This is a genomic window from Citrobacter sp. wls714, assembly GCF_005281025.1.
GTDB lineage: Bacteria > Pseudomonadota > Gammaproteobacteria > Enterobacterales > Enterobacteriaceae > Citrobacter > Citrobacter werkmanii.
The window spans coordinates 23,098-37,413 of record NZ_SZWZ01000097.1 but is presented as its reverse complement, the minus strand read 5'-3'; the positions used below and the strand labels follow the sequence as shown (position 1 = coordinate 37,413).

Sequence of the window (14,316 nt, the reverse complement as noted above, 5' to 3'; positions counted from 1 at the left end):
TCATGCCAGCATTAGATTTGATTAGACCTTCAGTCACCGCAATGCGCGTGATTGCCTCGGTAAATGACGGTTTTGCCCGTGAGCTTAAGTTACCGCCACATATCCGTAGCCTCGGACTCATCACAGCAGACTCTGATGACGTGGCGTATATTGCCGCAGACGAAGCGACAAAACAGGCGATGGTGGAAGTGGTTTATGGCCGCTCGCTGTACGCCGGTGCGGCGCACAGTCCCTCTCCAACCTCGGGCGAAGTACTGATTATGCTCGGTGGCCCAAACCCGGCTGAAGTTCGCGCGGGTCTGGACGCGATGGTCGCCAATATTGAAAGTGGTGCGGCGTTCCAGTGGGCGAATGACGCAGAAGATACCGCCTTCTTGGCGCACGTGGTTTCGCGTACCGGTTCGTATCTTTCCGCGACCGCAGGATGCCGACTTGGCGATCCAATGGCGTATCTGGTGGCGCCGCCGCTGGAAGCGACGTTTGGTATTGATGCGGCGCTGAAATCTGCTGATGTACAACTGGTGACCTACGTGCCACCGCCGTCAGAAACCAACTATTCAGCCGCGTTTTTGACCGGTAGCCAGGCCGCTTGTAAAGCCGCATGTAACGCCTTTGCTGATGCCGTTCTGGATATTGCCCGTAATCCAATCCAGCGCGCGTAAGAGAGGTTGTGATGATCAATGCACTGGGATTACTGGAAGTGGATGGCATGGTGGCTGCCGTAGACGCGGCGGATGCCATGCTGAAAGCCGCGAACGTACGCCTGCTGAGCCACGAAGTGCTCGATCCAGGCAGGCTGACGCTGGTCGTGGAAGGCGATCTGGCGGCGTGCCGCGCAGCGCTGGATGCTGGCAGCGCCGCCGCAGCGCGAACGGGCCGTGTTATCAGCCGTAAGGAGATAGGCCGACCGGACGATGACACCCAGTGGCTGATCGGCGGTTTTAAGCGCCAGCCGAAGAAACCAGAACAGAAGCCAGAAGTGAAAACAGACGTAAAAGCAGAGAAGACACAGGACGCCCCGTTAACGTCTGAATCCTCTGAACAACTTCTGACGCTGTTAGCATCGGTCCGTCAAGGAATGACGGCAGGGGAAGTGGCTGCCCACTTTGGCTGGTCACTTGATGAAGCCAGAAAGGCGCTGGAACAGCTCTTTTCTGACGGAGCGTTGCGTAAACGCAGTAGTCGCTATCGCTTAAAAAATTAACCTGTCGGAGGGCCGGGGGCTTCGTTGAAGCTTCCGGCTTAAAAGATCATGAAAAAGAACCGTACTGCAAACCTGCACCATCTTTATCATGAAGTGTTACCCGAAGACGTTAAACTTACGCCGAAAGTGGAGGTGGACAACGTTCACCAGCGGCGAACAACGGATGTATATGAGCATGCGCTGACGATTACCGCCTGGCAGCAGATTTACGATCAGCTGCATCCGGGAAAATTTCATGGCGAGTTCACGGAAATCCTGCTCGACGATATTCAGGTTTTCCGTGAATACACCGGACTCGCGCTGCGCCAGTCGTGTCTTGTCTGGCCGAACTCGTTCTGGTTTGGCATTCCGGCCACGCGCGGCGAACAGGGTTTTATTGGCGCCCAATGTCTGGGCAGTGCTGAAATTGCCACCCGACCTGGTGGGACGGAGTTTGAACTGAGTACGCCGGATGATTACACCATTCTGGGGGTTGTCATTTCGGAAGAGGCGATTGCCCGTCAGGCCAACTTCCTGCATAACCCGGAAAGGGTGCTGCATATGCTGCGCAACCAGTCGGCGCTGGAAGTCAAAGAACAGCACAAAGCCGCGCTATGGGGCTTTGTGCAGCAGGCGCTGGCAACGTTTAGCGAAAATCCAGAAAACCTGCGTCAACCTGCGGTACGCAAAGTGTTGGGCGATAACCTGCTGCTGGCGATGGGGACCATGCTGGAAGAAGCGCAGCCGATTATAACCGCTGAGAGCATCAGCCATCAGAGCTATCGTCGTTTACTGTCGCGTGCGCGCGAGTATGTGTTGGAAAACATGTCAGAGCCGCTGACCGTGCTCGATCTGTGTAACCAACTGCACGTCAGCCGTCGGACGTTGCAAAACGCCTTTCACGCGATTCTGGGGATTGGTCCGAATGCCTGGTTAAAACGTATTCGCCTGAACGCCGTGCGTCGAGAGCTGATAAGTCCGTGGTCGCAGAGTGCGACGGTGAAAGATGCCGCCATGCAGTGGGGATTCTGGCATTTAGGGCAGTTTGCTACCGACTACCAGCAGTTGTTTGCGGAAAAACCGTCGTTGACGCTGCATCAGCGTATGCGCCAGTGGGCGTGATGGCATTATTGTGCCGGATGTGATGCTTTGCGTCTTATCAGGCCTATGGGTTGTAGGCCTGATAAGCATTGCGTTATCAGACAATTACACCCAGTCGCGGACCTGAATAAATTCGCTAAGGGCAGCTTCCGGGCTGTTCGCTTCCGGCTGCCAGTCATACTCCCAGCGCACCAGCGGCGGCATCGACATCAGAATCGATTCCGTGCGCCCACCGGTCTGCAGACCGAACAATGTGCCGCGATCCCACACCAGGTTAAATTCGACATAGCGCCCACGACGATAAAGCTGGAAGTTGCGCTCGCGTTCACCCCAATTTATCGCTTTACGTCGGTCAACAATGGGCAGGTACGCCTCGGTGTAACCTTGCCCCACCGCCTGCATAAAGGCGAAGCAGTGGTCGAAACCCGGCGTATTCAAATCATCGAAAAACAACCCGCCAATGCCGCGCTGCTCGTTGCGGTGTTTAAGGAAGAAGTAGTCATCGCACCACTTTTTGTAACGGGGATAAACGTCTTCACCGAACGGCTGACACAGATCCCGCGCCGTACGGTGCCAGTGTACCGCATCCTCTTCAAAGCCGTAGTAGGGCGTTAAGTCAAAGCCGCCGCCAAACCACCAGACGGGATCGGCGTCCGGTTTTTCCGCGATAAAAAAGCGCACGTTGGCATGACTGGTCGGAATGTAGGGATTCTGCGGATGCACCACCAGCGAGACGCCCATGGCTTCAAAGCTGCGCCCGGCAAGTTCAGGTCGATGGGCGGTAGCCGAGGCCGGCATCGCATCGCCGTGGACGTGAGAGAAGTTGACGCCCGCTTGTTCGAAAATACCGCCGTTACGCAGTACCCGGCTGCGCCCGCCGCCACCTGCTTCGCGCTGCCAGTTATCTTCAACAAACTCGGTGCCGTCTACGGCGGATAATCGCTGGCAAATATCATCCTGCAGGCTAAGCAGGAACTGTTTTACGCGCTGTGCATCGGGCTTCATGATTAACGTTTCTTCGAGTGTGCTTTCTGGTTATCAAACCAGTGAAAATAGCTGATGATGCCATTGGCGATAGCGGTAGCAATTTTTTGTCGAAATGCCGCCGTGCCCAGCAGTCGTTCTTCTTCCGGGTTGGTAATGAACGACGTTTCGACCAGTACCGAAGGAATTGAGGGTGATTTTAGCACCACAAAGGCGGCCTGTTCCGTGCTGCGACTGTGCAGACGGTGTACCGGCTTGATCTTCTTAAGAATATGCGAACCTAACGTCAGGCTGTTTTTAATGGTGTCAGTTTGCACCAGATCGAACAGCACCTGCTGCAGCAAATGGTCTTTGTCGGTGGCCTTCTTCCCGGCCACTTCATCGGCGCGGTTTTCACGATCGGACAGATACTTCGCCATGGCGCTACTGGCGCCGCGATTGGACAACGCAAAGACTGAAGCACCTGCCGCGCTTGGGTTGGTAAAACCGTCGGCGTGGATCGACATGAACAGATCGGCGCCATGTTTATGGGCGATCTCGACGCGATCGTAGAGCGGAATAAACGTATCGCCGGAGCGGGTCAGGCGTGCATCTATCCCCTGGTTACGTAGAATCGAGCGCACGTTTTTGGCAATCGCTAGTACCACATGCTTTTCCTTGGAACCGTTGCGGCCAATTGCGCCGGTATCAATACCACCGTGACCCGGATCAAGGACAACTACGCGTTTAGCGCCTGATTTTTTCGCTTTCGGTTTGCTGTGTCCATTACTGGTTTTTAGCGCTTCTTCTTTAGCGATGGCTTGCGACATGCCTGACAGCGTCAGGGCGGCCAGCCCGGCTTTCAGCACCTGGCGGCGCGATGTGAGTGTTTTTAGTGGTTTAAAAGTGCTCATACGGCCTGAGTTGTAAAAAAAAGGTTCTAAACGTTATATCGTATCGCGTAGTCCGTTGCGACGGATCGGGATAAGAATTGTTTTACTTTTCATTTCAATACGTGACAATTCCGTATTATGCCATTTTTTCCGCCGCTTCGCGTCAGATATTGGCTAAATCAGCCGTTCGCGCCATAATCGCTTTTTAACGTCCTGAAAAGGTAACCAATACCATGGAAATACGCGTTTTTCGCCAGGAAGATTTCGAAGAGGTGATCACCCTCTGGGAGCGCTGTGATTTGCTGCGTCCATGGAATGACCCGGAAATGGACATTGAGCGTAAAGTAAATCATGACGTCAGCTTGTTCCTGGTCGCTGAAGTGAACGGCGAGGTGGTCGGTACGGTGATGGGCGGATACGACGGGCATCGCGGCTCGGCCTATTACCTCGGCGTGCATCCTGAGTTTCGCGGTCGCGGCATCGCCAATGCGCTGCTTAACCGACTGGAGAAAAAGCTCATCGCCCGCGGGTGTCCGAAGATTCAAATCATGGTGCGTGAAGATAATGATCTGGTGCTGGGGATGTATGAACGCCTGGGCTATGAACATGCGGATGTACTCAATCTCGGTAAGCGCTTGATCGAAGATGAAGAGTACTGAGTTTCACCCCGCCGACTATGACGGTCACGGGCGTCTGCGCCTGCCTTTTCTTTTCTGGTGCGTACTGCTGCTGCAGGCGCGCACCTGGGTGTTGTTCGTGATTGCCGGTTCTTCCCGTGAGCAGGGCAATACGCTACTGAATCTGTTTTATCCCGACCATGACGCATTCTGGCTGGGGTTGCTCCCCGGCGTTCCCGCGGTGCTGGCGTTTTTACTCAGCGGGCGGCGCTTTGCGTATCCGGGGGTATGGCGCTGGCTGCGCGGATTACTGATTCTCGCGCAACTGGTACTGCTCTGCTGGCAACCGGCGATGTGGCTGGCAGGCGATCCTGTCAACGGAATCGGACTGGCGCTGCTGGTGGCGGATATCGTCGCGCTGGTCTGGCTGTTAACCAATCAACGTCTGCGCGCCTGTTTTTCCCTTGAGAAAGAATAACGGCACTTTTTGGTGAAAGCGGACTCCAAGCAACGTTGATAAATAAGGAAGGAAGTGAAATGAAATCACTGCGTTTGACTTTATGCGCGATGCCGCTGCTACTGACCGGGTGTTCCACGCTGTCGTCGGTGAACTGGTCTGCCGCCAATCCGTGGAACTGGTTCGGTTCTTCAACGCAGGTTACTGAGCAGGGTGTCGGCGCGTTAACGGGCGCTACGCCGCTGGATGAAAAAACTATTGCTGATGCGCTGGATGGTGATTACCGCCTGCGCAGCGGGATGAAGACCGATGACGGTAATGTGGTGCGCTTCTATGAGGCGATGAAAGATGACCAACTGGCAATGGTCATCAATGGCAGTCAGGGAACCATCAGCCGTATTGATGTCCTGGACAGCGATATTTCATCAGACGCGGGTGTCGAAATTGGTACACCGTTTAGCGACCTTTACACCAAAGCCTTTGGTAATTGCCAGAAAGCAACCGGCGATGACAGCGCGAGCGTTGAATGTAAAGCTGAAGGAAGTCAGCATATTAGCTACATTTTTTCCGGCGAATGGAGCGGGCCTGAGGGCTTAATGCCGTCGGACGACACGCTGAAAACGTGGAAAGTCAGCAAAATCATCTGGCGGCGTTAATTTGCGTCTGAACAAATCGACTTGCTAAAAAAACAGGTAGAATAGCGCCAATCAATGCCACGAGGTCGTGGCATCTTTTTTTCAGGAGGAACAATGTCTCAGGTTCAGAGTGGCATTTTGCCAGAACATTGCCGTGCGGCGATTTGGATTGAAGCCAATGTTAAAGGCGACGTTGAGGCCCTGCGTGCGGCCAGCAAAATCTTTGCTGATAAACTGGCGACCTTTGAAGCGAAGTTCCCGGATGCGCATCTGGGCGCGGTTGTGGCTTTCGGCAACAACACCTGGCGTGTATTAAGCGGCGGCGTTGGGGCGGAAGAGTTAAAAGACTTTATCCCTTACGGTAAAGGCCTGGCGCCAGCCACCCAGTATGATGTGTTGATCCACATTCTCTCTTTGCGTCATGACGTGAATTTCTCCGTCGCGCAGGCAGCAATGGAAGCATTTGGTGACTACATTGACGTCAAAGAAGAGATCCACGGTTTCCGTTGGGTTGAAGAACGCGATCTCAGCGGCTTTGTTGACGGTACGGAAAATCCGGCTGGTGAAGAAACGCGTCGTGAAGTCGCGGTGATCAAAGATGGCGTGGATGCTGGTGGCAGCTATGTATTTGTGCAGCGTTGGGAACATAACCTGAAGCAGCTTAACCGCATGAGCATTCACGACCAGGAAATGATGATTGGTCGTACCAAGGAAGCCAACGAAGAGATCGACGGTGATGACCGTCCGGTTACCTCTCACCTGAGCCGCGTTGATCTGAAAGAAGACGGTAAAGGGCTGAAAATTGTGCGCCAGAGCCTGCCATACGGCACGGCCAGCGGCACACACGGTCTCTATTTCTGCGCCTACTGCGCACGTCTGCACAACATTGAGCAGCAACTGCTGAGTATGTTTGGCGACACAGACGGTAAGCGCGACGCGATGCTGCGTTTCACCAAGCCGGTAACCGGTGGCTATTACTTTGCCCCGTCGCTGGACCGCCTGATGGCGCTGTGATTCGTCAGAGACCTTGCATGAGTGAATGGCCAGTCAGTTAGATGATAACGCTGGCCATTTTTGTTACTCGTTTTTGAGTGCTGCATACACCTGATCAACCACCCAGCCGTAGGTAGCAATCGGCATCAAACCACTGTTAAACATGTTTGGGTTCTTTTGTGGATCGGCGACAGGTGAGTGTGGTTTATTGCTCAGCATGACAATCGCCATTCGGTTAACCGGATCGATAACGGTCAGCGTTCCGGTCCATCCGGTGTGTCCATAAGCCTGCGAACTAGCCAACGTACCAAATGTTGGCGTCATAGTGGGATTACCGTTAACTCTCCAGCCAAGGCCAAATGTGGCATCTTCCATTGAACTTTGGGTGAACATTTTTACCGTCTGAGGATCAAATAGCGTGACGTTGCCGTAACCTCCGCCATTCAGCATGGTTTGCATCAATACCGCAATATCGCCAGTGTTTGAAAATAGCCCCGCATGACCCGAAACGCCGCCCATCGAGTAGAACGCTTTTTCATCATGCACCTGACCCCATAATGTTGTGGTGCGAATATTCGGGAAATGGATCACGCCATCCCGGGTATTACCGTTCAGTTCCGTCGCGGCGATCTGCTGCTGATTGAACCCTTTCTGCAGCGGGTTAAAGACGGTATGTGTTAACCCGAGTGGGCGATAGATTGTTTCTTCCACATAACGATCGAGCGGCTGGCCGGTGATGGACTCCACAATAAAGCCAAGCAACATATAATCCACATCGCTGTAGATATGTTTATCGCCTGGATGATATTCCAACGGCGTGCGTTTGATCATTTCAAGCGTAGTGGTTTTATCTTGGGAATATAGCTTGCCTGCTACATCTTTGTTTGGGTATTGCGGATCGGCCGGGAAACCACCGACGTGATGCAAAAGATCCGAAATTCTCAGTGTACTTTTCCCTTTAATGGCATCCTCCGGACGATCGCCAAAACCGGGAATGTACTTTGAGATAAGATCGTCCGGGCGTAATTTACCTTCTGACATCAGTTTTTGTAGCGCAAAATTTGTCGCGTACATTTTGGTGTTTGATGCCAGATCGTACAAAGTATCTGTCGTGGCCTTGACTGGCTGGATCATCAGGTTGAGGCCATCATATTTCTTCGCGTAGCCCCAGGCCTTTCGGTAAACAATATGATTGTCTTTAACAATTAGCAGGTTAACGCTGGGGTATCCGGCATCCACTTGTTGCGCTATCCAGCTATCTAACTGGTTAAGTTGTTTAATATTAAATCCTGCATTTTCCGGAGACGTTTCTGTTAATACCGGAAATGGTACTGCGTTGGCGGTTAAACTTAGAGCCAATAGAAAAGCAAAGCATAATCTTATCTTCATGATATTATTCCAGATTCACATTACGACAGCCAAACAGAACGGTGAAAATAAACCCGCCAAGGTATGAAATCAGCATGCCCCCTGCATATACCGCCATGGCGGGCAAAATACCTTGTGCGGATGTCATTAATGGCAACGCAACCAGACCGGATGGGCCAAAGGCGCTGTTTAATCCCATCGGAAGACCAGCCCATGCCACCAGCCCAATGAAAAGTCCTCCGGCTGCGCCGCCAAGGCAAGCGGTGATAAACGGCTTCATTCGCGGTAGCGTAACACCGTAAATCAGTGGTTCACCGACACCCAATAAACCGGGAATGATCGCCCCACGAATCTGGCTGCGTAACACGCTGTGTTTTTCTGCTCGCCAGTAGAGCGCCAACGCCGCGCCGACCTGGCCTGCGCCAGCCATCGACAGAATCGGGAACAGGCTATTGAATCCCTGGCTACTCATTAATGCCAGATAAACAGGAATGAATCCTTGATGTACGCCGAATACCACTGAAACCAGAAACAGACCGGCCAGAATGGCGCAGCCCAGCGGGTTGCTGTTGAGGTGGATAAAGAGCCAGGACATTCCTTCAAACAGCCAGCCGCCCAGGGGCATGATGATCAAATAGGTCAGCGTGGCGGTGACCAGCAGAGTTAACATCGAGGTCAACAGCATATCCAGATCGTCAGGCATAAATCGGCGAATAAGCCCTTCGAGCCGCGCGCTTGCCCAGGCGGCAATCAGTACGCCGATAATGTTACCGCGTGGGTCGATTGGCATGCCGAAGAAATCCTGAATACCAGAGAAATAACCCGTAGTGGCTACGGGGTTGTAGCCTAACAGGAACAATGACGCGATGATCGCCCCATTAACGCCTGTACCACCGAAAGCCTGAGCTGCGTTGTAACCAACCAGAATGACGAGGAAAGTGAATAACCCCTTACTGAAGACTTTCATGAAGTTAAGCGCGTCGGGAAGCATACCTTGCGCATCGGCTGGGACATGCATGACCGTACCGAGGAGTGTGGCAATACCTAGCAGCAGCCCAGCTGCGATAAAACCTGGAATCAACGGGGTAAAAATGGTAGCGAATTTAGATAGAAATTGTTGAATACCTGAGGTTTGCTTCGCTTTTAGTTGGTTTTTGGTTTTAGCGGCGATATCTGCCGCTTGCATGACGCCCTTGCTGCTATCGGCCAGCAGAACATTCATAGCGTCTGCTGCCCGCTGTGCTTTACCGGGGCCAAAAATGATCTGTACCTGATTTGCGGAAAGTACGACGCCTTTTACACCTTCAAGGTTCTTGAGCGCCGGATCAACCTGATTGCTGTCATGCACCGTCAGGCGTAAACGTGTCATGCAGTTCCCACAGGTGGCAATATTACCCTGGCCGCCGACCTGGGTAATAATGGCGTTCAGGAGATTATTACTGATTTCTTTTGCCATTTGCTTTATTCCTCTTCCAGTACCTGGCGAATGAAACCGCCATGTTGCTCAAGGCGCAGATTGGCTTCCGTTGCGTTGAGGTTTTTCAGTAGCATGACAATCGCGGTTTTACATTGGCGACCACAGGCGATCAGTGCGGCTTCTGCCTGCTGCGCGCTGCAACCTGTTGCATCTTTCACAATATTGACCTGACGCAGATTGAGCTTGTGGTTAGTGGAGACGACGTCCACCATTAGGTTGCCAAATACTTTGCCGGATTTGATCATCAGGCCAGTGGAGAGTGTGTTGAGAACCAGTTTCTGGGCCGTGCCTGCCTTCATGCGCGAGGAACCGCTTACCACTTCGGCACCCACTACCGGGGTGATGGCAATTTCAGCCGCTTCTGATACTGCGCTTCCAGGATTGCAGGAGATGCCTATCGTCCGACAACCAAGTGTGCGGGCATAGCCTAGCCCGGCAACGACATACGGCGTACGACCGCTGGCCGCGATACCGACTACGACGTCCTTTCCATTTAGTGCGATCTTTTTCAGATCGTTGATCCCAAGTTCGCCATCGTCTTCTGCGCCTTCAATGGCATGCTGAAGCGCTTGATCGCCACCGGCGATCAAGCCGATGACCAGTCCCGACTCTACGCCATAGGTGGGAGGACATTCGCTGGCGTCAAGAACACCCAGGCGACCGGATGTTCCGGCGCCAGTATAAATCAACCGCCCGCCCGCGCTGACCTGGGCATAAATAGTGTCAATAGCCGCAGCAATTTCGGGAAGAACCTGCTCTACGGCGAGCGGAACGATTTTATCTTCGTTATTGATGATGCGGCACAATGCGAGGGTAGAGACCCGATCAATCTCCAGAGACGCGGGATTAACGCTTTCGGTAATCATTTTTTCAAGTTGCATATTACTTCTCGCCTTACAGGTTTAGCGCCCATTTCAGGAATGCTTTTTTCTGGGAATCGTCAGCTTTCAGATACAATTGCTGCAACTGAGATAGTTGATCGTATGAAGAGATGGACGTCGCCTCAGGGGAGGTAGAGCGTGCCGGGGACGGGATTATTGTCCCATCGTCGTTGACGATGGCGCTAAGATCGGTAAAGACAGTGAGGCTGTCACGATCGAGAATTTTGATATCAAAGGGCACAGGTTTTCCGCCTGCGGTCAGCGTGAATACCGGCTTTTGCGCCATCAGGCTCGCTTCTTTTTCATCCAGCGGTTTACCTGTTGATAGCTGAATATCAATATTGCCGGAAGCGTTGAAAGAGAGGATATACGGATTAGACGTGACCCTACCTCGGTTATTGTTTACCGATTCCGGATTGACCGGGCTGTCGAATTTAACCACCATTTTTTGCGTACCGTCAGTTAGCGCCACATCTTTGCTAAAAATGCTGACTTTTGCTGAACGGGCCGCCAGTACACTGACATTATCCCCAATAAACAGATGCGGTGCGGCAAGCGCCTGGCTGCAAAATAATAATGCAGCTGCGGATATAATATATTTCTTCATTTTTAACTCTCGCGAAAAGAGGAATCAGAATTCGTAACGTAAGCCAAGATGGAAATAGTCATCTGCCGGGCTGCTGCCGCCGAAGGAGACGTCATTGCCATTGGTGCGTTTTTTCCCCTCTTCACCATTACGCCAGGAGTAAGACGCAAAAACGGAACTGCGTACGGTGAGTTTGTACTGGGCTTCGAAAGTGGTATCGCGAAGTTTCAGCCCGTCACCATCCTGATTTTTCAGATGACGATAACCGGTACGTAAGGCCCAGTCAGGACTGACGTTCCAGACGAGTGTTGCTTCGTAATCTTTATCGGTACTGTCAGGAGAACCATCAAGATAAGTGACTTTATCCTGGGCAAAGAGCAGGCCGAGCATGAAATCACCCAGATAGTATCGGGTACCGATGCCATAAAAAGCGTACTTATCGGCATTATCATCTGACTGCATGGAGGTGTCGTCGTGGCTGGCTTTCTCCGCCTGACCTGCAATTACCGGCTGGAGACGACCAAAATCGCCCATATCGAGCGTATAGCGAAGGGCGGCGTTATAGCCATAATCCAGATCGGAGGTGTTATTCCCCAGAATATAGGCGGTAGAGAAATCAAAGTTTCCGAAGGTGTTCTGATACTGAATCGTACCGTCCTGACGAAAAACCTGTACTGCTGTTGGGTCAACAAAGTTGGCCTGTCGGGCCATGGCCACGTCGGAGCTGGCGAACACATCGCCAATATCTGTAAACATAATCAGGCCGGATGACACGCGCCCACCGGTCAACTTTCCGTATTCCGCAAAATCAATCCCTGCCCATACATAACGCGCAGTGAAATCATCCGGGTCTTCCGCACTGATGTTGTTGGCGTACTCTGCTGCATTCACCTGATACTGTGTAAAGCCAATGACGGCCAGCTTTTCATTGATGGCCTGGCGAGCAGAAAAACCGATACGCGCGTCAAAGTCGCCCGATGTGTCACCCGTCTTTTTATCTGAAATATTGAAGCCGAGACGCCCGTAGAGATCGATATTTGATCCATCATTAGCCTGATAGATCACTGCGGCATGGCTGGTGCTGCTAGCAAGGAGAATAAAAGTTGCCAGGGATGTCAGAGTAAGTTTCATTATGATTATCCTTTTCGATGTGTAAGTTGTCATTGCCATAAACAACGATTGGAATCATATATTCCTTTTTTTAAGTTTCAATGGAATCATTGAATCATAATACAAATATTGTGAGGGCTATCATATTCTCACCAGGCTTGTGGTATCCTGCGGCCAGAGCGTTGGAATTAATGATTCCATGATTACGGGAGTGAAAGAGATATGTTGTATCTGGCGAAGATGCGGAATGCAGAGGCAGAATTAACGGAAAATGAGCAGAAAATTGCCAATTTCCTTTTAGCCCATGTTGACGAGCTGAAAACAGTTTCTTCCCGCAATATGGCGAAGCAGTTGGAAGTCAGTCAGTCGAGTATTGTGAAATTCGCTCAAAAGCTTGGTGCGAACGGCTTCACTGAACTCAGAATGGCGCTCATTGAGGAGTACAGCGCCAATCGGGAAAAGAAACATAATAAGGCCCTGCATCTGCACAGCACAATCACCAGTGAAGACAGTCTGGAGGTGATGGCCCGTAAGCTGAACAGGGAAAAAATAGTCGCCCTTGAAGAGACTTGTAGCCTGATGGATTTCGATCGGCTGACACAGGTGATTAAGCTTATCAGCCAGGCTCAACTTATTCAGATTACCGGGGTTGGGGGATCCGCGCTGGTCGGGCGCGATTTATCCTTTAAGCTGATGAAAATTGGCTGCCGCGTTGCCTGTGAGGTCGATACCCATGTTCAGGCGACAATTGCGCAGGCATTACGCAAAGGTGATGTGCAAATCGCTATTTCCTACAGCGGCTCGAAAAAAGAGATTGTGCTTTGCGCTGAAGCCGCGCATAAGCAGGGAGCAACGGTCATTGCGATCACCTCATTGGCCGATTCCCCGCTGCGGCGACTGGCCGATTACACACTGGATACCGTTTCCGGTGAGACTGAATGGCGCAGTTCGTCTATGTCAACCCGAACCGCGCAGAACTCGGTAACGGACCTGCTTTTTGTCGGCATGGTGCAACTGAATGATGTGGAATCGCTGCGTATGATTGAACGCAGTAGCGAGTTGATTCATCGTTTAGACCGCAGCTAGTGTATTTGACCCGGGATTTACCTAAATTAGTGAGCTATTCCTCAGCACTAATTTGTTATTGCTGTATCTTCTGCGTGAATGAAGTGAAGGCTTCATATTCAAAAGGAGAATATTGAAATGGGAAAACTCACGGGCAAAACAGCATTGATTACGGGCGCATCTCAGGGTATTGGCGAGGGGATCGCCAGAACGTTTGCCCGCCATGGCGCGAACTTAATCCTGCTGGATATCTCCGATGAGATTGAAAAACTGGCGGATGAGCTGGCAGGACGCGGTCACCGCTGCACTGCGGTTCATGCGGATGTCAGAGATTTTGCTTCGGTCACGGAAGCGGTGAAACGCGCGAAGAAGGTTGAAGGCAAAATCGATATTCTGGTCAACAATGCCGGCGTATGTCGCCTCGGCAACTTCCTTGAGATGAGCGATGAAGATCGCGACTTCCATATTGATATCAATATCAAAGGCGTCTGGAACGTAACGAAAGCCGTGCTGCCGGAGATGATTGATCGCAAAGACGGGCGTATCGTGATGATGTCCTCAGTGACTGGCGATATGGTGGCCGATCCGGGCGAAACGGCCTACGCAATGTCAAAAGCGGCGATTATCGGCTTAACCAAATCGCTGGCGGTGGAATATGCGCAGTCCGGTATTCGCGTGAATGCCATTTGCCCAGGCTATGTTCGCACGCCGATGGCGGAAAATATTGCGCGTCAGTCCAATCCGGACGATCCGGAATCTGTATTAACCGAAATGGCGAAAGCGATCCCGATGCGTCGTCTGGCCTGCCCGCTAGAAGTTGGTGAGCTGGCTGCGTTCCTGGCCTCGGATGAGTCCAGTTATTTAACTGGCACGCAAAATGTGATTGATGGCGGTAGCACCTTGCCTGAAAGCGTTAGCGTCGGCGTCTGATTGATGCCGGTCTCCTCCCCGCGCGATGGGGAGGAGGTACCCCTTATTCTCTTTTCA

Annotated in this window: 16 protein-coding genes; 9 read left to right on the top strand and 7 right to left on the bottom strand. The window is 52.1% G+C overall.

Annotated elements, in window-relative coordinates:
- The first annotated feature begins 2 nt into the window (after window positions 1-2).
- From eutL to eutR, 3 genes are read left to right on the top strand one after another with little or no spacing between them, the layout of a single operon-like run.
- Entirely contained in the window at window positions 3-662 is a 660-nt protein-coding gene (gene eutL / locus FDX11_RS22205; protein WP_003838537.1) for an ethanolamine utilization microcompartment protein EutL, read from the top strand.
- 11 nt (window positions 663-673) lie between these two features.
- Complete coding sequence (gene eutK / locus FDX11_RS22200) at window positions 674-1,204, top strand: ethanolamine utilization microcompartment protein EutK (RefSeq protein WP_042306913.1); 531 nt, start codon at window positions 674-676, stop codon at window positions 1,202-1,204.
- A 48-nt stretch (window positions 1,205-1,252) separates the two neighbouring features.
- Window positions 1,253-2,305 carry an HTH-type transcriptional regulator EutR gene (eutR, locus tag FDX11_RS22195; protein ID WP_042306914.1) on the top strand — a complete coding sequence of 351 codons (1,053 nt, stop codon included), beginning with the start codon at window positions 1,253-1,255 and terminating at the stop codon, window positions 2,303-2,305.
- Between the two features lie 84 nt (window positions 2,306-2,389).
- Here eutR and hemF read toward each other — a convergent pair whose 3' ends face one another.
- Both hemF and amiA read right to left on the bottom strand, forming a co-directional pair.
- Window positions 2,390-3,289: an oxygen-dependent coproporphyrinogen oxidase gene (gene hemF / locus FDX11_RS22190; protein WP_137366392.1), complete on the bottom strand. Its 900-nt coding sequence runs from the start codon at window positions 3,287-3,289 to the stop codon at window positions 2,390-2,392.
- Window positions 3,290-3,291: 2 nt separating this feature from the next.
- Window positions 3,292-4,161 (bottom strand): N-acetylmuramoyl-L-alanine amidase AmiA, encoded by an 870-nt coding sequence (gene amiA / locus FDX11_RS22185; protein ID WP_003038046.1) that lies wholly within the window; start codon window positions 4,159-4,161, stop codon window positions 3,292-3,294.
- A gap of 212 nt (window positions 4,162-4,373) precedes the next feature.
- Here amiA and FDX11_RS22180 point away from each other — a divergent pair, with 212 nt between their 5' ends.
- The 4 genes from FDX11_RS22180 (at window position 4,374) to yfeX (ending at window position 6,863) form a co-directional block, all read left to right on the top strand.
- The gene (locus FDX11_RS22180) at window positions 4,374-4,799 is read left to right on the top strand and encodes a GNAT family acetyltransferase (RefSeq protein ID WP_006683546.1); all 426 of its coding nucleotides are present in this window, start codon (window positions 4,374-4,376) and stop codon (window positions 4,797-4,799) included.
- Window positions 4,786-5,235, top strand: a complete 450-nt coding sequence (locus tag FDX11_RS22175) for a DUF2919 domain-containing protein (protein WP_079223208.1) — start codon at window positions 4,786-4,788, stop codon at window positions 5,233-5,235. Before FDX11_RS22180 ends, FDX11_RS22175 begins: the two co-directional genes overlap by 14 nt.
- Window positions 5,236-5,294: 59 nt before the next feature.
- Window positions 5,295-5,870, top strand: coding sequence for an RpoE-regulated lipoprotein (locus tag FDX11_RS22170; protein WP_042306922.1), 576 nt, complete (start codon window positions 5,295-5,297; stop codon window positions 5,868-5,870).
- A gap of 93 nt (window positions 5,871-5,963) precedes the next feature.
- Window positions 5,964-6,863 (top strand): porphyrinogen peroxidase, encoded by a 900-nt coding sequence (gene yfeX, locus FDX11_RS22165; protein WP_137349331.1) that lies wholly within the window; start codon window positions 5,964-5,966, stop codon window positions 6,861-6,863.
- 63 nt (window positions 6,864-6,926) lie between these two features.
- Here the strand turns inward: yfeX and pbp4b are convergent, their stop codons facing one another.
- The 5 genes from pbp4b to FDX11_RS22140 are packed head-to-tail and all read right to left on the bottom strand — an operon-like array spanning window position 6,927 to window position 12,285.
- Window positions 6,927-8,231, bottom strand: coding sequence for a penicillin binding protein PBP4B (gene pbp4b / locus FDX11_RS22160; RefSeq protein ID WP_137398545.1), 1,305 nt, complete (start codon window positions 8,229-8,231; stop codon window positions 6,927-6,929).
- Between the two features lie 4 nt (window positions 8,232-8,235).
- Complete coding sequence (gene murP, locus FDX11_RS22155; RefSeq protein ID WP_061382169.1) at window positions 8,236-9,666, bottom strand: PTS N-acetylmuramic acid transporter subunit IIBC; 1,431 nt, start codon at window positions 9,664-9,666, stop codon at window positions 8,236-8,238.
- 5 nt (window positions 9,667-9,671) lie between these two features.
- The gene (murQ, locus tag FDX11_RS22150) at window positions 9,672-10,568 is read right to left on the bottom strand and encodes an N-acetylmuramic acid 6-phosphate etherase (protein ID WP_137349329.1); all 897 of its coding nucleotides are present in this window, start codon (window positions 10,566-10,568) and stop codon (window positions 9,672-9,674) included.
- Window positions 10,569-10,581: 13 nt separating this feature from the next.
- Complete coding sequence (locus FDX11_RS22145; RefSeq protein ID WP_079223215.1) at window positions 10,582-11,175, bottom strand: DUF2057 family protein; 594 nt, start codon at window positions 11,173-11,175, stop codon at window positions 10,582-10,584.
- A gap of 24 nt (window positions 11,176-11,199) precedes the next feature.
- Window positions 11,200-12,285 carry a porin gene (locus FDX11_RS22140; RefSeq protein ID WP_061382166.1) on the bottom strand — a complete coding sequence of 362 codons (1,086 nt, stop codon included), beginning with the start codon at window positions 12,283-12,285 and terminating at the stop codon, window positions 11,200-11,202.
- Window positions 12,286-12,486: 201 nt separating this feature from the next.
- Here FDX11_RS22140 and murR point away from each other — a divergent pair, with 201 nt between their 5' ends.
- Entirely contained in the window at window positions 12,487-13,350 is an 864-nt protein-coding gene (murR, locus tag FDX11_RS22135) for an HTH-type transcriptional regulator MurR (RefSeq protein WP_061382165.1), read from the top strand.
- A 117-nt stretch (window positions 13,351-13,467) separates the two neighbouring features.
- Window positions 13,468-14,259: an SDR family oxidoreductase UcpA gene (gene ucpA, locus FDX11_RS22130; RefSeq protein ID WP_042306926.1), complete on the top strand. Its 792-nt coding sequence runs from the start codon at window positions 13,468-13,470 to the stop codon at window positions 14,257-14,259.
- The last annotated feature ends 57 nt before the right edge of the window (window positions 14,260-14,316 follow it).